The sequence below is a fragment of the Endozoicomonas sp. PH6C genome, from assembly GCF_059322965.1.
In genome coordinates this window covers 6,120,717-6,141,769 of the sequence record NZ_CP185342.1, presented here as the reverse complement: position 1 = coordinate 6,141,769, position 21,053 = coordinate 6,120,717, and the positions used below count along the sequence as shown (strand labels likewise).

Genomic DNA, 21,053 nt, shown 5'->3' with positions numbered 1-21,053 from the left:
TATGCGAGTTGCCACAGAGATAATACTTGATGCTTCTGAAGAAATACGACTCAGAAAGATTACTTCATCAAATACTTGCCCTCTTCGCTTGGCCCGCCGTGCCCAGATTGTTCTTCTCTCTGCAGAAGGAAAAAGCAATCTTGAGATTGCGCAAATACTGAAGATCGGTCGTCATCAGGTCAGCCGCTGGCGTGACCGATATGCTCAGGAAGGCTTCTCCGGGATTGAACAGGATCGAGCTCGCAGTGGCCGTAAAAAGAAGATTGATGCTGCTGAGATTGTGAGTCTGACCACAAACACCCTTCCGGAAAATGCCACTCACTGGAGCACCCGAACTATGGCTGCTGTTAGCGGTATCAGTGAGAGAAGTGTTCGCCGGATATGGCATGCATATGGCCTCAAGCCTCACCTGGAAAAGACATTCAAGGTGTCCCGAGACCCGAAATTTGTGGAGAAGCTTGAAGATATTGTCGGACTCTATCTGTCTCCTCCTGAACATGCGTTGGTGCTGTGCTGTGATGAAAAAAGTCAGGTTCAGGCACTCGATCGAACACAGCCTGGCTTACCGTTGAAGAAAGGGCGTGCCGCAACAATGACTCATGATTATAAACGACATGGTACAACCACTCTCTTTGCAGCACTGAATGTACTTGATGGTGCTGTCATCGGTCAGTGCCAGCAGCGTCATACCCATGTGGAATGGTTGAAGTTTCTTAAACAGATAAATAGGGAAACGGCAAAAGACAAAGAGCTGCACCTGATTTGCGACAACTATGCGACTCACAAACACCCGAAGGTGCGAGAATGGCTGGAAAAACATCCTCGTTTTCATATGCACTTTACGCCAACGTCAGCATCATGGTTAAACATGGTTGAGAGATTTTTTCGGGATCTCACGAGTCAGCGTTTACGCCGTGGTGTGTTTGTCAGTGTGCCACAGCTAGTCAGTGCGATTGATGAATATATTGAAAAGCATAATCAAAATCCAAAGCCGTTTATCTGGACTGCTAAGGCAAATGATATCTTAGAAAAAGTCGTTCGGGCTAATCGCCGGTTAAGTTGCAAAAAGAACGACGCACTACACTAGATCCCCAGAGGCTCTCTAAAATTTCAGGATGAGCAAAAAACATCCAATTTTTGGTGTAATTTTGCTCATTTTTGCAAATTTAGGCCTTTTCACAGCCTTTATGCCGCTTTTTTAACCCCTTTTAAATTCTCAAGACGGATTGATCCCGTTGAAGCGGCCTTCACAAATTTTTTGAAATTGTGTGCCGTGCATACCAGTGAGAACTCTGCTTCTACCTTCTCTTTACCACGAAGGCTAAAACTCCTGAACCCTGAGTTTTTTATATGACCAAACGGTGGCTCTGCAATGACCTTACGACGCTCATAGATTGCTTTCGCACTGGCTGTCTCCATTTTCTTGTTCATACGTTGCCGCGCGGGCTCAAACTTGTCTGTGCGGATGACCCTGCCAGCATCCTTTTTTGAGCCACTGCATTGTGAACGGTAAACACACTTCCTGCATGCGTCCTTGTTCGCCCGGTAACTCTGCCTCTTGGCCTTGCTGTCTGGGTTAGTTATCAGCTTCTCCCCAGCCGGACAGATAAACACATCCATTTCTGCATCGTAGTCAAAATCTGCTTTGACAAACTTACGCTCAGAGTCCTTAAGCTGGGTATCTGCTGGCTTCTCTTTTCTGTCGGTGGCTATGTAGCCATCTATTTCATGCTTATCCAGCACATGCAGGTTTGGCCCTGAGAAATAACCATTATCCATGCTCACCTTATCCACAACAGCACCATCGGTTGTCTCAGACAGTGCTTCCAAAGCAGGCTCTGCCTCCTGAACATCATTGGCTTGCTGGCTGATGTGCTGGCCGACGATGATCTGATTATCAGCATCTACGGTGATTTGAGCATTGTAGCTGTACTCACAGTAACTTTTCTTGCTCATGATCCGGGCATCATGGTCTGCAAAGCTTATCTGCCTTTTGTCGTCAATAGGCTCATCAGGGTTCAGGGCTTTTTCGCGTTCTTCAAGGGCTTCTTTGGCCGCTTTGATTTTTTTCAGACGCTCCTCTTTAAACTGGAGGTCTTCAGGAATGCTGTAGCCGTTGCTTGCTTTGTAGGCGTCGTCTTCTTCCTGGTCGCACTGACTGGCTTTTTTGATCAGCTCATCCACTTCTGCACTGAGTTCTGCCTCTTTAGCCTTGAGCCTTCCGTAGGTCATGGCCTTGTGCTTTGAGCTGTTGGCTTTGAACTTGGAGCCATCCAGGCTGATATGGCCCAGTGATGCCATTTTGAGCTCCATGGCCAGTTTGACGGACTGTTTGAAGCAGTCATGAAAAAACGACAGATTTTCCTTACGAAAATCTCCCAGAACCCTGAAATTTGGGCAGTTCATTTGTGAGATATACATGAACGCCAGATCTTGTCGACACCGTCGCTCAATCTGACGGGAGCTGAAAACACCATGGCTATAGGCGTAGATCAGAATAGCGACAATGAGCTTTGGAGGGTAAGCGTGCTGACCAAGGTGGTGATATTTTTTTTCAACCTCAGACGTATCGATGTTCTGAAAAATGCTTTCATAAACGAAACAATCATGGTCTTTGGGAAGCAGGTCGAAAATGTTGGTTGGGAACAGCAGATGCTGGTCAAACTCAACAGGGCTGTCCTTGAATTTTGGTGGTGGTGACATCTGGCATCATCGGAGTTGGTTTAAGGCTTATCATAACAGATAAGCCTATTCTCGGTCAGGCTCCTCGGCGGTGGCCCGGGAAAAACGCTTCTTTCACTGGGAACTGGAATTTCCCGATGTCTTTACCGCTAAACAGGACGGCTTTGATGCGGTGTTGGGTAACCCGCCCTGGGAGATTCAAAAGCCCAATTCCAAGGAGTTTTTCTCCAACCATGATCCGCTTTACCGGGCTTATGGCAAACAGGAAGCACTGGCCAAACAGCTGGAATATTTCCGCAACCGGTCACAGCTGGAGCATGACTGGATTGCCTATAACGCAGGGCTCAAGGGTATGTCTAACTGGGCCAAATACGTGGGCCAGCCCTTTGGCGATAAGGTGAATGAAGATAAAAAAGGCAAAAAAAAACATGAACTGAACCTGGGTGGGGGTTCCCGAGACAGCTTTAAGGCGTCACAAGCGTTGCATAAAAAATGGCAGAAAGAGCGTGCGAGACATAAAGGTTTTGCCGATACCGCCCACCCTTTTTTGCACCAAGGATCGGCAGACCTGAACACGTACAAGCTATTTCTGGAGCTGAGCCATGCGTTGCTGTGTAGGGCAGGTCGCCTGGGAATGATTGTGCCCAGTGGTATCTACACCGATAAGGGCACCACGGCATTGCGGGAACTGTTTCTGGAGTACTGTGACTGGCAGTGGATATTTGGTTTTGAAAACCGGGAAAGGATTTTTGATATTCATCGCTCTTTCAAATTCTGCCCGCTGGTTATCCGGAAAGGGGGAGAAACCGGAGCCATTCGGGCGGCCTTTATGCATCGCAATATAGATGACTGGGAACAGGCCGAACGCCATGCTCTGGCCTACCCCCGGGAACGGGTGCTGGAGTTCTCGCCTTATTCAAAAGCCATTCTGGAAATTCGCAGTGAGCAGGATTTGCGGGTGCTGCAGAAAATCTACGCCAATGGTGTGCTGCTGGGGGATAAAAGTGAGCAGGGTTGGGGTATAAAATATGCCACTGAGTTTCATATGACCAACGACTCCAAACTCTTCCCGCCTCGTCCCAAATGGGAGGATAAGGGCTATCAGCCGGATGAATACGGTCACTGGCTGAAAGGTAACTGGCAGGATTACAGCGGGCCGGAGGATATTCTGGATCGGGAATCGGGGCTGGTGTTGTCTCGGGATGGTACGCAGGCCTTGGCGGTTGAACAGATTGAGGATGTTGCGTTGCCGCTTTATCAGGGCGGAATGGTAAATATTTATGATAATAACGCATCAGGCTTTGTTGCTACCGGCAGTACTCAAGCCACATGGAATCCTATGAGCTTTGGTTCAAAAGAAATCAACCCTCAGTTTCTTGTGTCCCTCGTGGATTGTGAAAAGAAAAAGGATCGGTATAGCCCTGGATTGAAACTTGGTTTTAGAGATATAGCCAGAAATACAGACAAACGCTCTGCTATAGGTAGTCTGATTAACGGCTTTCCTTGCGGTAATACGCTGGGAGTATTCTCTTCTACAGAAGAAAAAATGGTTTCGCTTGCATATGCATTTTCAACAATTTGTTTTGACTGGGTTGTCAGGAAACGACTGGGTGGCACGCATATAAATTTGTTTGTTGCGGAAGAGTGTACTGCATCAGCATCTTTTAAAAGCAACTTGGCCAAGTTTATCGGGCCATTCATCAAACTGACATTCCCTGATATAGCTGATGCAAATATTTGGAACAGCTTTAATGCTTTTCTTCAAAAAGATATTTCATGGAGGAAGGTGTGGGCTGTTACTGATTATGAACGTACAAGATTAAAGGTCATCCTTGAAGCAATGGCTTTTAGCTTTTACGGATTGGATATAAATGATGCAGTCGAAATTTTAGAGGATGTTGACCACACACCGAAAAACTTGAGAAGTGAAGCCTTTTGTAAAACGCTAGAGTCTCGTGGCTTTTGGCGTATCGATAAAGATAAGGACCCTGAACTCCGCCACACGGTCCTGTCCCTAATCGCCTTCCACGATCTACAGGAAAAAGGCCTTGATGCTTTCCTTTCCCAAAATAACGGCGAGGGCTGGCTGATCCCTGAAACCCTTCGCCTTGCCGATTATGGCCTGGGCCATGATGCCAAGGCTAAAGAACACCAGCCTGTGGCAGAACGTCTTGGCCCCCGCTTCTACGACTGGCAGCTCAACGAAGATGTGGAACGCAGCTGGCAGGAGTGCGAAGCCCATGCGGCACTGATTCGCCAGATTGTACCGTTGCCAGATGCTACCGGGACAGATACTAACGACCAAAGTCGTCAGAAACCCAAACAGAATATGCAAGAAGTGCTGTTTCCATGATGAACCCGATTACCTACACCGAAACGGTGGTCAGTGACTTTCTCCGTTATCAGCTAAGCACTTACGCCTTTGCCGACGACTCGTTGTATCAGCAGATGCGTGAACTGCTCAATCTGGAGCAGACCCGAGGCACACCCTTGTTGCAGGGGCCTTATATTTCATTGTCCCGGACGTTCCTGAAAGGGGTGACGCTGGATCAGCTGGTGGATGACGGGGTATTGCATCCCCATATAAAACAGCTGTCGCCTTACCCGTCAGCCTATAAACACCAGGAAGAGGCGTTTTGCGCTATTCATAACGGAAAAACGACACTGGTTGCTACGGGTACCGGCTCTGGAAAGACTGAGGCCTTTTTGTTCCCCATTATTAGCCGCTGTCTGCAGTTGCGGGATGAGAACGCAGAGGCGGGTGTAACGGCGGTGATTGTTTACCCCATGAACGCCCTGGCCGAAGACCAGCTCCAGCGAATGCGGGAACTGCTGGTGGGTACCGGGATTAGCTTTGGTATGTATGTGGGCAAAACGCCCAAAAAGGAATCGGACATCAGTGGTGTGCGTCTGCCAGCCGGGAGCACCGTGGTCGATTATCACAACAAACTGGAGGAAATGCGTCGGCAAAAAATGGACGTCGCCCTGCACCCGGCAGAGGAACGGGTGAGCCGGGAAGCCATGCGCTCACCGGGCCAACAGCCCAGGATATTGCTCACCAACGTCAAACAGCTGGAACTGCTGCTGACCCGGCAGCAGGACTTGGAATTGTTCGATAATGCCCGCCTTGATTTTATGGTGTTTGACGAGGCCCATACCTTTACCGGTGCCGGTGGTGCGGAAACCGCCTGCTTGATTCGTCGCCTGCGTGCTTATTGCGGCAAGGATGAACAGAGTACAGTCTGTATTGCCACCTCGGCCACCATTGCCGATCCTCGAAAAGGTGCGGAGGCGGGTCGTGATTTTGCCAGCCGTTTTTTTGGGGTGGATGGTGAGAAAGTAAAGTTAATCGGGGAAGCCTATGAAGAAGATACCTGGGGGGAGCCCCGTACCATCAGCGCCCCCTTTACCGGAAACCAGTCACTGCAGTTGCAAAATGTTTTGGCCCTGCTTAGCCAGCTGCATCGACCCGATGTGAATGAATCAGATCTTCAGGTGTTTCGGCTGTGGTATCAAAGCACCAGCGGCATCCATATGACCGGCAACAACTGGCGGGAAACCCTGAATCACTGGCTTAGTCATAACGAGGTGGTTTATCAGATCGCAGAAGCCTTGCGCAAGCCAAAGGCAGTTCAGGGATTGTTGGAATCTTTGAGCGATACGCTGGGACGAACAATTACCGAAGAAGAGGTATTAATCTGGCTTGCTCTGGGTGCTGCCGCCCGAAGTGGTGACCGGCCCTTGTTGCGGCCTGTGGTGCATGGCTTTGTCCGTGGTATTGGTGGGGCTGTGGTCACGTTTCCCGATAGCGATAGCTTGTCCGCCCGGTTGAGCCTGTCGGCAGAAGATGCCTTGAGAGAGAACCCGGATCTTAAGACGTTCCCTATCTCCAGCTGCACCACCTGTGGCCAGCACTATTTTGAGCATGGCCTGGAGGATTTTAACTTTACCGGCGATGTGCCCGGCGGCGGTTCTGCCGAAGGCAAAGGCCGGGCTTGGCGTGGGGCAGACATTAACCTGACCGGCGTGCGGGCGTTGTCGCTGGATCATCAGGTAGGGCGAGATGAGGATGAACCGGCCCGGACGCAGGCGCTGCTGGTCTGCCGTTACTGTGGTACTGCCCACGATCAGGAGTTAAGCGAATGCGTAGGTTGTGGCCGGAACAAAGCGTTTAAATCCCTCTATTTTGTTCAGCAGAAAGAGGAGTCTATCGGTCACCTGGCTCGCTGTGTTTCCTGTGGTGCCCATGGGCGGCGATCCAGTGGCAAATATCGTGAACCAGCAAGACCGGTCAGGGCAACGGCTGTGGCAGATGTCCATGTACTGGCACAAAGCATGATCCACCGGGCCGAACGTCGGCGGTTGCTGGTGTTTGCGGATAATCGACAGGATGCTGCATTTCAGGCTGGCTGGATGCAGGACCGCTCCCGGCGCTATCGCCTGAGAGAACTGATCTATAAAAAACTGCGGGAAGGCGATATCTCCATCAGTGACCTGACCTTGTGGATGGATCAGTATCTTGACGCAGATGATGAACTGTCCCGGGCGTTGATTCCTGAAGTCTGGCGTGTTGAGCCCAAGTCAAAGGCGGGACAGGCCCATGGCCAGGAACGGAAGTGGTTTTTAAGGGTTCAGATTATTCGGGAGATTACCCTGGGTGCACGGCAAAGTGTCGGTCTTGAGCCGTTGGGTCGTTTAAAAGTGCTCTACCAGGGTCTGGACCCGGAGCTGCCCATGATTCTGAAATGGGCTAACCGGTTGGATTGCAAGGCGGAACAACTGGCCGATGGCATTGCCTCCTTACTGGACGCCGCCCGGTCACGTCGGATGGTGTTTGATTCAATTACCAAAGTGTGGTCGAAATTCTGGCTGGAAGGGGAGCTGGAAGTACAGCGTGGTTTTATCCCGATGATGCGGGATGTTCCGGCAGGGCTGGTATTTGAGCGGGACGGTCAACATGATGAGCGTCGTATCCGGCAGTGGTTTAGTCGTCATGGCAGCGTTGCCAAACAGGCGGCGGCCAATTGGGGCGTATCTCCGGACGATACCGAAGCTTTTCTCCGGGATGTCTGGAACCTTTGTACGCAAGAGCTGGATCTTCTGGTTCCGGTTCAGCTGAAGGGGGCACGGGGTAAAAATCTCCCAGGTTGCCACGGCAGTATGCAGGTGGATGTTGATCACCTGGTGCTGGTGCCGGGGCAGGGCATGTATCGCTGCCAGACCTGTCGTCGTTTACATGGTCGCTCTAACCCTGCTGATGCCTGCATGGCTTGGCGTTGTAGAGGCAAGTTGGTGCATGAGGATGAAAATCCTGATAACTATGACCTGCTGCTGCTGGATCAGGAATTTGCGATGCTGCGAGCGCGGGAACATTCGGCACAGATTCCGGGGCCTGAAAGAGAGCGTATTGAGAATGCGTTCAAAGGGGATAGTGAACGTATCAACACGCTAGTCTGCACTCCCACACTGGAAATGGGGGTCAATATTGGTGCCCTGGATGCGGTACTCATGCGTAATGTTCCCCCCTTACCCGCTAATTACTCGCAGAGAGCCGGGCGAGCGGGGAGACAGTTCCGGATGGCTTTGGATCTGACTTATGCACGGGCTACCAGTCATGATCGGGCCTACTTTAATGAACCGTTAAAAATGCTGGACGGTCTGGTTGAGTCACCCAGTTTCAACCTCCGTAATTCAGTGATGGTGGCCAAGCATGTGCATGCGACGGTGCTGACCACGTTGCTGAAGATGTTGCGAGAACAAAACCTGCTGCCCAACGAACATGAGCAGCTGAAGGTGGCGCTGGATAGCTGTTTGCCCGGACAGATTAAGCCTTATCTGTTTACTGCCGAGGGTTTTGTCAGGGACGAGCCGATGGTGGTCAAACTGCTGGCAGACCAGATTAAACGATACAGGGTGGAGTTATTGAATGCTGTCCAGTCAGCATTCAGTCAGGGGTGGCCCGAGGCGGATAAAGAGGTAGTAGCACCTGATTGCCTTGCAGCAACCATTGATCAGTGTGCGGATGAATTACAGGCAGTGATTAACCGTCTGTTTCAACGTCTTCAGTGGGCTCTTGGGCAATTGGCTCGTTTGCGGCACGTAGCGGAAAACAAAGGGGCTTTGGATTCCGATGAAGAAGCCTTGCGGGGCCGTTGTGAGCGGCTGGTAAAAAAACTGAAAGGTGAAGCCCAGCGCTTTCGGCAGCAGGCGGAAGGGGTTGATGAAACCAATACCTACGGCGTTTTGGCCGCAGAAGGTTTTTTACCCGGCTATGGCCTGGATACTGGAGCGGTGACACTGACCCATGTGGCTCCCCGCTACGGTTCCAATATTTCCGATTGGGAAATTCGCCGTAATACGGCGCTGGCCGTCCGCGAGTACGTACCGGGTAATCTGATTTATGCCAATGGCCATAAATTTGTCCCAAGAACTTTTCATCTTATCCCTGAAGAACCCCTGGTTTTTTCTGTGGATGTGGCGGCGGAGTCGATTCAGGAAACCGGTCAGGCAAATAACAGCTCCCCGGCCCAGAGCAGTTCTATGGGAGCGACGTCAATTCTCGGCATTGCGGTATGTGATGTGGACGCCCCGCACCATTCGTATATTTCTGACGATGAAGATTACCGTTTTCAAATGCCGGTCGCCGTGTTTGGCCAGAATCAGGGACGGCACTCCGGCGGTAAAAATTACGAGTGGGGCAAGTCTCCAGTGCAACTTCGGCATGGTATGCATCTGAGGCTGGTCAATGTTGGTGCTTCGGGGCAGGTGAAGAACGGCGGTTTGCTGGGGTATCCGATCTGTCTGGTTTGTGGTGCCAGCCGGTCTGCGATGAGCACACCCACTGAACTGGAAAAATTTAATGAGTTCCACACCGAGCGGTGTGGTCGACCGATTCAGAACATCAGTTTTTATGCAGAGGTTGTGGCTGATGCGTTGGTAATACCAGACTGCCATTCACAGGAAGTGGCTTACAGCATTACGGAATCATTGCGGCAGGGGGCAGCGGAGGTTCTGGATATGGAAATATCTGATTTGCAGGTGCAGGTGCTGGGAAAACCAGGGGTAGAGGAAGTGGATGCACTTCTTTACGACCCAATGCCCGGTGGCTCTGGTTTGCTGGAGCAGATTCTGAACCACTGGCCTGAGATTATTGCAGCGGCCCATGCGCTGGTGGACGAGTGCCCGTCAGCTTGTGACACTTCGTGTATTGACTGTTTGCAACACTTCCGGAATTCGTTTTATCACGATAAGTTGAATCGGCATACTGCCCTTGAGTATTTTCTTGATTGGGGCGACTCAATTCGCTACGACCATGATGTGCCCCCAGTTTTGCCTGCAGATGATGGAACTAAAAAGCCGGGTAATTCGCCAGAGCAACAACTGGTTGCCTTACTGAATGCTGCAGGTTTGTCCCAGTTTGAGACCGAACGCCCAATCCAGCTGTTGGGCAATGTGGTGACCAGGCCGGATGCTTACTTCCATGAACCCAACGATATTTACGAAGGGGTTTGTATTTATCTGGATGGTATGAGTAAACACTTGCATGGTAATGCTCAGACGGCGGCAAAAGACCGGCAGATAAGGGATGAATTACGGAATACAGATTATGAAGTGATTGAGATTCAGTATCAGGAGCTGTTTGATAAAACGATGATGCGTGCGCATATGCGTCGTATTGCCAGAGCGGTTGTTAACAGGAAAAAGGCAAAAGAGCTGGAAGCGGATGATAGCTGGTTTGACACAGCGGCTGCCACTGCGGCACAACCGACCGAAGCTGACGATACCGCCAGTCCCGCACAGGTACTGAAACTGGTAACGCCTTCGGATGAAAATTTTGAACCTTATGTTAATTGTGTGCCTATGGTCGCCCTTAAGGCTGCGGCGGGTAGCTGGAGTGATGAGCAGGCCGGGATAGAGGGGTTGGCCGATCACGCAGAACATTGGGTCAGTATTGAGGATCTGCCTTTAGCAAAAGGTATGTTTGTGGCACAAGTGGTAGGCTACTCAATGGAACCGGAGATACCAGCGGATAGTTTTTGTCTGTTTCGGTCGGTGCCAGGGGGGTCAAGACAGGGGCGTAAATTACTGATCTGGCATGCAGGCGTTGCTGACGAAGAAACCGGTGGTGAATATACGGTAAAAGTTTATTCCAGCGAAAAGGTTGCTAGGGAAGAAGATAGCTGGCAGCACACCCGGATTACTTTGAAGCCGCTTAACCATGACTATCAACCGATAATTCTGGAGCCTGAGTCTGAAGGGGATGTATTGGCTATTGCGGAGTTTGTTTGTGTTGTGGATTGATTTCGCTAACTGGTGTGGGATCACGAACTTCAGATGAATCAAGTAGCGGGTCAAAAACTGTTGTATTGACCCGTTATTTCTTTATTTGGGAATAAAAATGGTTCGATAGAGTGGTGCAGTATAACTAAATGTTGGTTTTAGTTTGACTCTTATCAAAAAATTCCGCCACCGGTTCCCCACCCACCGCCAGTGAACAATTTAGTATTACGCGCTCGTAGCTCAGCTGGATAGAGTACCTGGCTACGAACCAGGCGGTCGTAGGTTCGAATCCTACCGAGCGCGCCATCTTCAGAAAGCCCTATTTTTATAGGGCTTTTTGTCGTTTTGGGGAGTGGGTTTTTCTGGCTCTCTGTTTGTTTGATAATCATCCCCTGTCTTATAACTGCGTACTTGGAAAATTCCTGAAAAAGCCGATTTTTGGCCATTTTTGGGCCGTTTTTTCTCTCTCCTCTCTAAATAACGTACTTCGGCTACTTTGAAGTACATTACTTGATTTCCTCTTTATAATCAGTGATTTGAAGGTGTTTTTTAGTTTCTGGGACGGGTGTTGGGTTTGCACTTTTATAGCGGTGTGGGCGGGGTGTTGTCGGCGAACTTTTTGATTATTTTTTACTGCTTTTTTTCTCCACAGAGGAACTGTATTTGTTCTAAAGTGTACAATATTTTATACAGAGTGCTAAGCTGTTGGATAACGAAAAGCAGATTTTCTGGATGGGTAGCTCCCTGGAAGACCCGCTTGAATTCCTGGGTATGGCCAAGCGAGAAGCGGGTTATCAATTAAGCCGGGTACAGCATGATCTTGACCCTGAACACTGGAAGGATTTCAAGACAGTGGGAGCGGGTGTCAGGGAAATTATCATCTCGGAAGAAGGTGGTGCTTTTCGAGTGATGTATTTGGCCAAGTTTGAGGAAGCTGTATACGTGCTTCACAGTTTTCAAAAGAAAACCCAACAAACCAGTAAGCACGACAAGCAAGTAGCAGCTCGCCGTTACAAGCAGGTTCTGGCAGAACGGAGCAAAAGGAGGAAGGACGGATGAGTATTAAGAACATCGGACATACGACACCAACAGGTGGCAACGTTTTTGCCGACCTGGGCTTTTCCCCTGAAGAAGCAAAGAAACTGAAAGAGGAAGCTGAGGGTAAAATTAAGGCGGATCTCAAGATTCAACTGATGGTAGAAATTACAAAGGCCATCAGAGATCGCCAGCTGAAGCAGGAAGAAGCTGCACGGTTGTTGAATGTGAGCAGACCCAGAGTCTCTGATGTGATGACAGGGAAGGCCAGCAAGTTCACCATTGATGCATTGGTGGACATGCTACAAAAACTGGGTCTTTCAGTGACACTCAAAGTCGCTTGAGGCAGGGAGGGAGTGAGTCAATCTTCCGATACCCCCAAAGCCTTCTTCTGCTCAGACCAGAGCAAGGGGAAAGGGCTTCATTTTCTATAGAAGTCTGCGTCTATGCTGTATGTCTTTTCGATCACAGGGGCAAAATCCGGCTAAGGCGTTGCCTCATATACTTTACGATTATCTTGAGCTGGTTGACTGGAGTGGGCTTGCAGTCCGATCCGATAAGAAAAGTTCAATCCGATCAGATATCCCACCCATTCTGAGCCGACTGGAAATTGATTCAAATGAATGGCTCAAAACCATGAGATGGAATAACCGCTTCTATCGGGCAGTGGGCTGGCTAGAAGTCATGAAAACTTTTGCTCGGGAAATGGGGCAGCAATGGGTACAGGGGTTGTTTACCTGTAGTCGTTTATTTTCATGGCGTAAGCTGATTGTCCGACTTTTCCGTTGTTAGTTTGTTGCTCCTGTCATCTGGGGAACTCTGCTATTTCTGATTTTTCCCCTTTTTAAGTGATTCGCTTGTTGTTTGTTATGGTAAACGATTAATATCCTCATTTGAGAGGCTGTCAGGGCTTAATGGACTGCTGGGCTCGCGGCTTTTGGGTTGTTGCGGAACATAATCAGCCTTAACCTTCGAGATATAGCTTCACATTTGCTTTTTTTGCAGCTTTCGCTAGTGCATCATCCAGAGTAGCAAGTGGCAGTCCTTCACGAATAGCCAATTCTAAATAGGCTGCATCATAACTACTGAGATTGTAATTTCTGGCAAGCCCCAGTGTTCGACTAAACGCCTGATTAGACGTTAATGGATCGGCGAAAATAGGCAGATTTTCCAGTTGAGCAAGAAAACCTTCAGACAGGGCAATGTCTATATCACCTCTGCGCTCTGACCGAGACACTACATTACACACTTCCAGATGCCAGAGATTTGGGACAATTGCATCAACCGAAGCCAGTGCTGCCATAACATCTTCGGCATACTGCTGATCAGAAGTATCTTCTGTTTTCAATAGCCAGCGCATTGTTACAGAATTGTCTAACACGAAGTCTGTCTTCATCTGCGACCTTCTTCACGAAGAGCTTTCAAATCTACATCAGATATTGTTGGCTTCTTCATCTTTAGTAGATTATTGATGGCTGCTTGAGCCTTCAAACGACTTTTTGCTCGACTGGGGATGAGGTCAGCAATCGGTTTGCCACGGTTTGTTATAGTAAAAGCTTCTCCAGCCTCAACACGGCGAAGAATTTCTGGGAGTTTGGTTTTGGCATCATAAGAGCCAATTTCTTCAAGCATTTGAGTAGCCTCTTTTTTTTGGTTTATATAGACCAGTATACTAGTCTATTAATGTTATGCAATAAAGAAAAAAGAACACCCTTATATTTGACAAATAAGCCAGCTTGCCCAGTTTTTCCCTGTCGCTGATATTTAGTTCCGGCAGGAGAGGTTATTCCTGTGCACGAAGTTCTTTGATCGACCCAGGTTCCACGCCTTATTATCACTGTACAGCTCGATGCGTGCGCAGAGCGTATTTGTGTGGAGAGGATTATTTGACGGGCAAGAACTACGGGCACCGTCGGCAGTGGATTGTAGATAAGCTCAGAGAACTGGTTTCAATCTTTTCTATAGAAGTCTGTGCCTATGCTGTTATGTCTAATCACTACCATGTGGTTTTGCATATCAATGAGAAACCTGCCAGAGAGTGGGCAAGAGATGAAATTTTGAGTCGATGGACAAGGCTTTTCACAGGGCCGCTTCTGGTTCAGAGGTATCTTGCTGCTGACCAGCTGAGTCATTCGGAACTGACTCGTGTGGACGAATTTGCTGAAGAATATCGAAATCGTTTAACGAATATCAGCTGGTTCATGCGTTGCCTAAACGAATATCTTGCCCGTGAGGCTAACCAGGAAGATGACTGCAAAGGTCGCTTCTGGGAAGGACGGTTTAAAAGTCAGGTGTTGTTGGATGAGGCAGCATTGTTAACCTGCATGGCCTATGTTGACCTGAATCCGCTCCGTGCCGAAATGTCGGAAACTCCAGAAGGATCAGACTACACGTCGATTCAGGAACGAATTGAAAATTTGGCAGGTTCTGATACCCGAAAGCAGCCAGTCCCCCTTATGCCTTTTCGATCACAGGGGTAAAATCCGGCTAAGGCGTTGCCTTATATACTTCACGATTATCTTGAGCTGGTTGACTGGAGTGGGCGTGCAGTCCGATCTGATAAGAAAGGTTCAATCCCTTCAGATATCCCACCCATTCTGAGCCAACTGGAAATTGATTCAAATGAATGGCTCAAAACCATGAGATGGAATAACCGCTTCTATCGCGCAGTGGGCAGGCTGGAAGCCATGAAGACTTTTGCTCGGGAAATGGGGCGGCAATGGGTACAGGGGTTGTTTACCTGTAGTCGTTTATTTCATGGCGTAAGCTGATTGCCCGACTTTTCCGTTGTTATTTGTTGCTCCTGTCATCTGGGGAGCTCTGCTATTTCTGACTTTTCCTCTTTTTGAGTGATTCGCTTGTTGTTTGTTTTGATAAACAATTAATATCCTCATTTGAGTGGCTGTCAGAGCTTGATGGACTGTTGGGCTCGCGGCTTTTGGGCGGTGTTTATTACGGTTTATTTTATATGGATGTCCTATTTTTTTATATGGATGTCCTATTTTTTTGATTTTTTTTGTTTTTATATGGATGTCCTATTTTTTTTTTTACCGCTGGTAATATCTCCCTGGCACTTCGAGGCAGTGTTATTGAGGCTTCTATCACGCCGGTGACTGATGAAGCGCAAGAAACCTTTGGTGTGGCGGGTGAATTGATTCCTTTTGAGCATTTACCTGATTTGGATCAGACCATTACGGTAAAAGACAGCCCGGATACCGTATTGGTAGAAGGTGACGACCACCAACTGATGAAATCTGGCATTCAGGTTATTGAAGGTGGTGGTATTGATGACCAGGGCATCAAGGTCAGTTACACCCCACTTAAGGCTAATACGGTACAAGCCCTCGTAGAGTCCGGGCGAGACTTTACCTTGTTTATGAAAGGGTTGAATGATGCTCAGGAGGGGTTGCCCTTCAATATCAGAGTACATCGAGTGAAGTTCTCTCCGGTACAGAATCTGGGCTTTATCTCGGATGACTTCGCCAGCATTCCCCTACAAGTCGATGTGCTGGCGGATACGTCGATTTCAGGGAATGGGCTGAGTTCTTTCATGCAACTGGATCTGGCGGGCTAGTCGCTAAAATTTCCACGTGTTCCTTTTTGATGGGCAATACAAAATCTGTGTGATAAACGAGGTGCACTTTTCTTTTTTGGTGCTAATATGGTGCATATATGAACCAAGGAGAGAGTCTCATGCCCAGACAGAGCATCACGTTTACCGAGCCCAACGATGAGTGGCTCAAGGCTCAGGTTGACAGCAAAGAATACAGTAGTAAAAGCGATGTCATTAATGACCTGATCAGACAAGCCCGATCCAGAAAAAGTGAACTTGAAGCGATTCGTGAAGCACTGATCAAAGGAGAAAACAGTGGTATCAGCGAATTAACTCCTGAAGACATAGTGACCCAGGTACTGGAGCGAAAACGTAAAAATGGCGAGTTATAAGCTATCAAATGAAGCTGCTTTGGATATAGGACGTATCCTTGAGTTTGGCATTGATAACTTTGGTCTGGATCAGGCAATTCATTACCACGATAGCTTGCAGGCCCGTTTGACAGAATTAGCGAATTTTCCACTTCACTACCCGGCAGTGGAGCATATCCGCAAGGGATACCGTATGAGTGTGTACGGTTCTCACTCCATTTATTACCAAATTCAGGAAGATTATGTCCTGATTGTTCGGATTATGGGGAGACAGGATATCTCTGAAACATTTCAGGCGTAAGACGGCTATCAGTCTGCAGATCCACACCCACCACCTTTTCACGACACTGATGTCGCTCCTCAACTGTTTTAGTTTTATTCCATGGAGAGAACCATGTCATCCATTAAGGAATTCGCCCTTCGGCTGGTCCTCAATGAAGTGGTCTAATGACACCGGACACCTCGTTAAGCACAATAGTGCAACCAGTAACGAGGTTCATAATGGCAACGCGAAAACATTATTCTCAGGAATTCAAACTCAAAGCTTTAAAACTGGTTACTGAACAAGCTCAGTGCCTACAGCAGTCGCCAGAAGTCTAGGAATTTGTGCGACTAACCTCCGTCGTTGGGTTCGACTCAGTGAAGAGAAGAAAGAGCTGGCTTTCCCCGGCAAAGGCCATCAGGCCCTGACGACTGAACAGCAGAGAATCAAAGAGCTTGAAGCTGAAAACAAACAGCTGAAAATGGAACAGGAAATCTTAAAAAAAGCCATGGCCTTCTTTGCGAAAGACCAGCTGTAAGATACGCCTTCATACGGCGGGAGAGGAAGGCCTATCCTGTCGTAACGCTATGCAAAGCACTAAAAGTTAGTCGCAGCAGCTTCTACGAATGGAATAAACAACAGGCAAAAAATCAACAGATTGACCCGGAGATGTTTCGCCTGGAGGCAGATGCCCGAGAGATTTTTGCTCAATCAGGTGACTCTTATGGAAGTCGTCGAATGGCGAAAGCCCTGCGTTCAAAAGGTTACAGCATAGGGCGTTATCAGGCCAAAACCCTGATGCAACGGCTTGGCCTGCGGGTTCGGGTGGTCAAAAAATTCAAGGTGACAACCAACAGCAAACACAAACTGCCAGTGGCGGCAAACCTTTTGAATCGTGAGTTTTCAGTTTCAGCACCCGACAGAGTATACGTAGCTGATATCAGCTACCTCTGGACTCGTGAAGGCTGGGTTTATCTGGCGGCTGTCGTTGATCTGTTTTCGCGGAAAGTCGTCGGTTGGTCGATGAGTAACCGTATGACGACAGAGCTGCCCCTGGAAGCTTTGAGAATGGCTTACTGGGGCAGAAAGCCTGGAGATGGTGTGATGCACCATTCAGATCGTGGCAGCCAGTACGCGTCTCTGGAGTATCAGAATCAACTCAGGGAGTATGGGATGGTCTGTAGTATGAGTCGCAAGGGTAATTGCTGGGATACTCTGTGATGGAGCGGTTCTTTGGCAGCCTGAAAAGGGAAAGAACGGATCATTATATTTATGATACTCGGGCAGAAGTAGAGGCACATGTTATTGATTACATTTTGTTCTACAACAATAACAGATTGCATTCCTATCTGGACTATATGAGTCCAGTAGACTTCGAGAAGCAAAAATTGAAAAAAGCAGCTTAATCAGGTGTCCGTTTTTATTTGACCACTACAGAAGAGCCCGGTGTGGGAAATCCGCACGCCGGGATCTGAGGGGGTTGGAGCTACAATTGGTAGCTCCTTCTACCCGGTGAGCGTAGCTGTGAAGCTACGCCCTATCTCGATCATGGAGTGATTTTTACGGCTCCTTGCCTGTTTGAAAATAATCCAAAGACCTACGCTGTCAACTTTCACCTTCCACAGGTTCTGACCAGGCCTGTTGCATCATTTTTACCTTAATCATTCCGTCAGAATAGATATCGCTTTCCACGGGAGCTTTACTCTTTAATTGCTCACTGACTTTGTTGAGAATATTGTCGCTCAAAGCATTCAAGTCATCACGATAGGAAGCTGTCAGAGTTATAAATGCATTTTTCAGATGGATATCATTTCCAGATAAATCCGGAGCGTATAAAACGATTCTAACCAGTGCTGAAGCGATCAGGTCAGCCGCTTTGTCTGTTTCTTTGTCAGCCATTAAAAAACGGGCTTCTGAAAAACAATGAATGACAGATGTAATAATTTGTACGAGCTGGGTGCGGGCATCCAGCTCTGGTTTTCCAAAGTAGAATTTTTGACGTCGATAAGACTGCGTTAACTCTTCATTGGCAGAATCTGCTGCCATTTGCTCATCCTCGCTATGGGATGCCGCAACATTCAACATGGCCTTGCGGGAATGGGCATAAATTCTTTTTCTGAGAGGATCTGTTGTTCCGAATTCAAAAACATTGGCCAAAAAGTTAGCTATAGACCGCGAAACCAGATCCATGCTGTGGAAATAAGCTTTAATGGACGCCTGCACTACAAAGCCTGCTATACCAAGCATATATTCACCATAAACTGCCCAGGAATCCAGGACATCCTGAGCATATTCTGTATCTTCCTGATCACATTTAATACCCCAGTTATTTAATATATCCAGATAACTATCCTTAATGGCTTTGTCACCATAGTTTGAATCCAGCTCGGCAAGATGGAGTAAAACCTGTCTTGCATAAAGGGGCATCAGATTTTTTTGTTGTAACATGTTCAGAGCATTGCCCAATCGTGCGTTGGCCAGGGCAGAGATGACCTTACTGCTGGTTTTAAATTCCGGATGATAATATCTGAGAGCGTAAGCAGAGTATGCGACAACTCTGGCTGAGTCAGTGTAATTTTTCTCCTGATCCGTCAAGAGTGTGTTCGCCAGTAACCAGCATTTTACCAGCATGGCTTCCATCGTCATTTTATAGGAGCGACTGGTTTGGGCTTCAATACTGAGTTTCCGGTGTACAACATTCACCTTGGCAGCAAGCTCGCTCTGAATCTCCTGATCTTCCGGGTCAAGAATGCCGGTTGTGCTGCCTATCCCGTTTTTAACGACAGTTTGCAGATGCACAATGGCAGGTTCACCCACTGAACGAAGTCCGAACTCTATCATTGAGAACAGGAAATAATAACTAACCAGTCGCCAGAAATGTTTTTGCCCGGTTTTCTTTGGATCAACTTTATCAATGGTTAAAGGTTTGATTAGCCCCATTATCATTGAGTACCCGAGAGCGGCACCATGTATTGTTGCGGTAGTCACGGTCTCTCTGCTGGGCAAATATTGGTAATAAAATGGAGATTCTTCTTCGGGTTCAGTCAATCCCTCGGGTAGACACCCTTCTGCAGGGCAAATGTCAGTCTGGTTGTTGGTTGCCACTGAATGGGATGTAACAGGTTTTGCGCCATCCAAAGAAATCTTTGCCCAGCTTTCGCTGAGTTCCTTGTACCCTTCACAATCAGAACATGCAGGGTCGAGAGTTATAACCTGTTTATAGATCTTGTTAACCTCTGATACCGATTTAATGGGCTGGTAAGCTATCAAAAGGCTTCTCATAAGTGTGTCTTGGGCGTTTACTTCAACGATCTCCCGATAATTCTGGACCAGGGCACCGGCTAAAACAGCGGCTTTTTCAGAGGGGTTTCTGTAGGCATCCGCAAAGTGAATAATCAGTAACTCCATCGCCCTTTGACTATTTGATCGGGCGAAATTGGGCTGCTCAGCCAGAATCATCCCCGCTTTTTTTTGCAGAGTACTGAAATACTGGTTGGTATATTCAGCGATACCGGATGTTCTGTTGACCGATGACCCAGTATTAATAGCACCCCAGTTTTCAAGGGAGCGCCTTGATTGGGAAGCAAAGCGTTCCATATTTTCTTTTGTGGTTGACAGCCCGACTATTTTGGAAAAATGTTTAGTTATCACCTGAATAGCGATATGTTTTTTATCAGCGAAATAAAGGAAAGTTCCGGGTACAGAAACCCCTAAAATAAAAATACTTGTTCTGATTTGATCTTTCGAAACACTTTTTAGCAATGACTTAATAAGCCCTGTTTCCTCAAGGTTAGAATGAGAGGCAAGCACTTTTAACTCATCTATCGCATCGTTTTCATATTGAAGGCAATCAATACTCCCAACTTTCCACTGATTCAGCATATCGCAATACCTGAGACCCATAGTGGCCGAATGTTCCATCAGTGGATCCATAACCTTCAGGTAGTGCGTTACTCGAGATCTGAAGCCAGGATGCTGACGCCAGTCAATGGCCCGGCTGAAGCTGGCGTAAACACTGTCGAAAACATCAAGGGCTGTCGCCTCCGGATGAAGGTAAACCATAGATAGAGCACTAAATGCCATCAATGCTGCAGCGCGATCTTCATCGCCTCTGGACATAGCCAGGCTCGCAGAAGAAGACACTGTATCAATAATGTCGAGTAGCCGGAAATAGGTTTTTCTGGCCTTTTGCGCATGAAGGCTCAATATTGAAAATGTTGATAATGAGCGGTAGAGCAAATCAGATTGCAGTTCGTCTGTCTTTTTAGTTATATGACTGTCCGATAAAGCTTTATAGCTGATACTTTCGAGGCGGGCACTGATATTATCAGTGAGGTGTTGGCTCATAGCTCTTTGTACATTATTGCTGTGAATCTTTAGTAGCTTATAGAGAAAGTTATAGCCTTTAGAATCCAGATACTTATCAAGAGAAGTGATCGCTACCTCTGAACCAAGGGGGATCAGCCCCCAGGCGACACCTGTCTTTAAATGATCTGTTATGTAAAATTGATGATCGTCATCATCCTGCTTCTCTGTGCCTAAAGCAGATTGACCAAACAGCACGAACGTGATGATCAAGTTCACCGTGATTTTGTTCATTAGTCACCTGATAGGTTGAAAAAACCAGTTTTAACCATTGGCTGTTGATATTCATAGTAACGTGACTGCCCCCCTACCCTCTCGAAAGTGTTGCGTAAGTTCTGGTTCCCATGCTCTCAAGCCCTGTGGGTTCCATCGGGGAAGCCCATACCTTCACTGAAAGGAATAAAAAATGCGTTCCCACAGAGATCATATTAATGAGTTTTCGAACTTTTGCGAAAACCTCAATTGAGCGAGGGTTTACGGCACTTTTGCAATAACTATAGTTAGA

Annotated in this window: 16 protein-coding genes, 1 tRNA gene and 1 pseudogene; 13 read left to right on the top strand and 5 right to left on the bottom strand. The window is 47.9% G+C overall.

Features of this window, described 5'->3' with window-relative positions; genetic code table 11:
* Position 1: 1 nt before the first annotated feature.
* Positions 2-1,087, top strand: a complete 1,086-nt coding sequence (locus ACOMG9_RS21340) for an IS630 family transposase (RefSeq protein ID WP_448218589.1) — start codon at positions 2-4, stop codon at positions 1,085-1,087.
* A 98-nt stretch (positions 1,088-1,185) separates the two neighbouring features.
* On the opposite strand, the gene ACOMG9_RS21335 is transcribed toward ACOMG9_RS21340, so the two are convergent.
* A complete protein-coding gene (locus tag ACOMG9_RS21335) occupies positions 1,186-2,703 on the bottom strand; it encodes an IS1182 family transposase (RefSeq protein ID WP_448216038.1) in 1,518 nt (505 codons plus the stop codon).
* A gap of 70 nt (positions 2,704-2,773) precedes the next feature.
* Here ACOMG9_RS21335 and ACOMG9_RS21330 point away from each other — a divergent pair, with 70 nt between their 5' ends.
* The 3 genes from ACOMG9_RS21330 to ACOMG9_RS21320 all read left to right on the top strand — a co-directional run bounded on the left by ACOMG9_RS21330 (position 2,774) and on the right by ACOMG9_RS21320 (position 11,268).
* Complete coding sequence (locus tag ACOMG9_RS21330) at positions 2,774-5,035, top strand: Eco57I restriction-modification methylase domain-containing protein (RefSeq protein WP_494529379.1); 2,262 nt, start codon at positions 2,774-2,776, stop codon at positions 5,033-5,035.
* Entirely contained in the window at positions 5,032-10,983 is a 5,952-nt protein-coding gene (locus ACOMG9_RS21325) for a DEAD/DEAH box helicase (RefSeq protein ID WP_494529378.1), read from the top strand. The genes ACOMG9_RS21330 and ACOMG9_RS21325 overlap by 4 nt, the downstream gene beginning before the upstream one ends.
* 208 nt (positions 10,984-11,191) lie before the next feature.
* Positions 11,192-11,268, top strand: a tRNA-Arg gene (locus ACOMG9_RS21320).
* Between the two features lie 3 nt (positions 11,269-11,271).
* On the opposite strand, the gene ACOMG9_RS21315 is transcribed toward ACOMG9_RS21320, so the two are convergent.
* Positions 11,272-11,469 carry a hypothetical protein gene (locus ACOMG9_RS21315; protein WP_494529377.1) on the bottom strand — a complete coding sequence of 66 codons (198 nt, stop codon included), beginning with the start codon at positions 11,467-11,469 and terminating at the stop codon, positions 11,272-11,274.
* A 225-nt stretch (positions 11,470-11,694) separates the two neighbouring features.
* Here ACOMG9_RS21315 and ACOMG9_RS21310 point away from each other — a divergent pair, with 225 nt between their 5' ends.
* From ACOMG9_RS21310 to ACOMG9_RS21300, 3 genes are all read left to right on the top strand, one after another.
* Positions 11,695-12,021, top strand: coding sequence for a type II toxin-antitoxin system RelE/ParE family toxin (locus ACOMG9_RS21310; protein ID WP_494529376.1), 327 nt, complete (start codon positions 11,695-11,697; stop codon positions 12,019-12,021).
* A complete protein-coding gene (locus ACOMG9_RS21305) occupies positions 12,018-12,341 on the top strand; it encodes a helix-turn-helix domain-containing protein (protein WP_422138999.1) in 324 nt (107 codons plus the stop codon). The genes ACOMG9_RS21310 and ACOMG9_RS21305 overlap by 4 nt, the downstream gene beginning before the upstream one ends.
* 109 nt (positions 12,342-12,450) lie before the next feature.
* Positions 12,451-12,789 (top strand): hypothetical protein, encoded by a 339-nt coding sequence (locus ACOMG9_RS21300; protein ID WP_448218378.1) that lies wholly within the window; start codon positions 12,451-12,453, stop codon positions 12,787-12,789.
* 172 nt (positions 12,790-12,961) lie between these two features.
* Here the strand turns inward: ACOMG9_RS21300 and ACOMG9_RS21295 are convergent, their stop codons facing one another.
* Positions 12,962-13,393, bottom strand: a complete 432-nt coding sequence (locus ACOMG9_RS21295) for a type II toxin-antitoxin system VapC family toxin (protein WP_422138997.1) — start codon at positions 13,391-13,393, stop codon at positions 12,962-12,964.
* Positions 13,390-13,629 carry a type II toxin-antitoxin system Phd/YefM family antitoxin gene (locus ACOMG9_RS21290; protein ID WP_422138996.1) on the bottom strand — a complete coding sequence of 80 codons (240 nt, stop codon included), beginning with the start codon at positions 13,627-13,629 and terminating at the stop codon, positions 13,390-13,392. Before ACOMG9_RS21290 ends, ACOMG9_RS21295 begins: the two co-directional genes overlap by 4 nt.
* Positions 13,630-13,883: 254 nt before the next feature.
* Between ACOMG9_RS21290 and ACOMG9_RS21285 the strand changes: the two genes are divergently transcribed.
* The 6 genes and pseudogenes from ACOMG9_RS21285 (at position 13,884) to ACOMG9_RS21260 (ending at position 17,589) form a co-directional block, all read left to right on the top strand.
* Positions 13,884-14,477, top strand: coding sequence for a transposase (locus ACOMG9_RS21285; protein WP_494529375.1), 594 nt, complete (start codon positions 13,884-13,886; stop codon positions 14,475-14,477).
* A 15-nt stretch (positions 14,478-14,492) separates the two neighbouring features.
* Complete coding sequence (locus ACOMG9_RS21280) at positions 14,493-14,768, top strand: hypothetical protein (protein WP_494529374.1); 276 nt, start codon at positions 14,493-14,495, stop codon at positions 14,766-14,768.
* Positions 14,769-15,013: 245 nt separating this feature from the next.
* A complete protein-coding gene (locus ACOMG9_RS21275; RefSeq protein ID WP_494529373.1) occupies positions 15,014-15,571 on the top strand; it encodes a phage tail tube protein in 558 nt (185 codons plus the stop codon).
* 119 nt (positions 15,572-15,690) lie between these two features.
* Positions 15,691-15,942: a ribbon-helix-helix domain-containing protein gene (locus ACOMG9_RS21270; RefSeq protein ID WP_422138992.1), complete on the top strand. Its 252-nt coding sequence runs from the start codon at positions 15,691-15,693 to the stop codon at positions 15,940-15,942.
* Positions 15,929-16,222 carry a type II toxin-antitoxin system RelE/ParE family toxin gene (locus ACOMG9_RS21265; protein ID WP_448218375.1) on the top strand — a complete coding sequence of 98 codons (294 nt, stop codon included), beginning with the start codon at positions 15,929-15,931 and terminating at the stop codon, positions 16,220-16,222. Before ACOMG9_RS21270 ends, ACOMG9_RS21265 begins: the two co-directional genes overlap by 14 nt.
* 200 nt (positions 16,223-16,422) lie before the next feature.
* Positions 16,423-17,589 (top strand): annotated as a pseudogene (locus tag ACOMG9_RS21260) (IS3 family transposase).
* A gap of 199 nt (positions 17,590-17,788) precedes the next feature.
* Here ACOMG9_RS21260 and ACOMG9_RS21255 read toward each other — a convergent pair.
* Complete coding sequence (locus ACOMG9_RS21255) at positions 17,789-20,782, bottom strand: hypothetical protein (protein ID WP_448218374.1); 2,994 nt, start codon at positions 20,780-20,782, stop codon at positions 17,789-17,791.
* Between the last annotated feature and the right edge of the window lie 271 nt (positions 20,783-21,053).

Bases quoted from the DNA above. Each gene is read 5' to 3' on its own strand.
- ACOMG9_RS21340 (WP_448218589.1), top strand. From the start codon at position 2: ATGCGAGTTGCCACAGAGATAATACTTGATGCTTCTGAAGAAATACGA.
- ACOMG9_RS21335 (WP_448216038.1), bottom strand. From the start codon at position 2,703: ATGTCACCACCACCAAAATTCAAGGACAGCCCTGTTGAGTTTGACCAG.
- ACOMG9_RS21325 (WP_494529378.1), top strand. From the start codon at position 5,032: ATGATGAACCCGATTACCTACACCGAAACGGTGGTCAGTGACTTTCTC.
- ACOMG9_RS21315 (WP_494529377.1), bottom strand. From the start codon at position 11,469: ATGTACTTCAAAGTAGCCGAAGTACGTTATTTAGAGAGGAGAGAGAAA.
- ACOMG9_RS21310 (WP_494529376.1), top strand. From the start codon at position 11,695: ATGGGTAGCTCCCTGGAAGACCCGCTTGAATTCCTGGGTATGGCCAAG.
- ACOMG9_RS21305 (WP_422138999.1), top strand. From the start codon at position 12,018: ATGAGTATTAAGAACATCGGACATACGACACCAACAGGTGGCAACGTT.
- ACOMG9_RS21300 (WP_448218378.1), top strand. From the start codon at position 12,451: ATGTCTTTTCGATCACAGGGGCAAAATCCGGCTAAGGCGTTGCCTCAT.
- ACOMG9_RS21295 (WP_422138997.1), bottom strand. From the start codon at position 13,393: ATGAAGACAGACTTCGTGTTAGACAATTCTGTAACAATGCGCTGGCTA.
- ACOMG9_RS21290 (WP_422138996.1), bottom strand. From the start codon at position 13,629: ATGCTTGAAGAAATTGGCTCTTATGATGCCAAAACCAAACTCCCAGAA.
- ACOMG9_RS21270 (WP_422138992.1), top strand. From the start codon at position 15,691: ATGCCCAGACAGAGCATCACGTTTACCGAGCCCAACGATGAGTGGCTC.
- ACOMG9_RS21265 (WP_448218375.1), top strand. From the start codon at position 15,929: ATGGCGAGTTATAAGCTATCAAATGAAGCTGCTTTGGATATAGGACGT.
- ACOMG9_RS21255 (WP_448218374.1), bottom strand. From the start codon at position 20,782: ATGAACAAAATCACGGTGAACTTGATCATCACGTTCGTGCTGTTTGGT.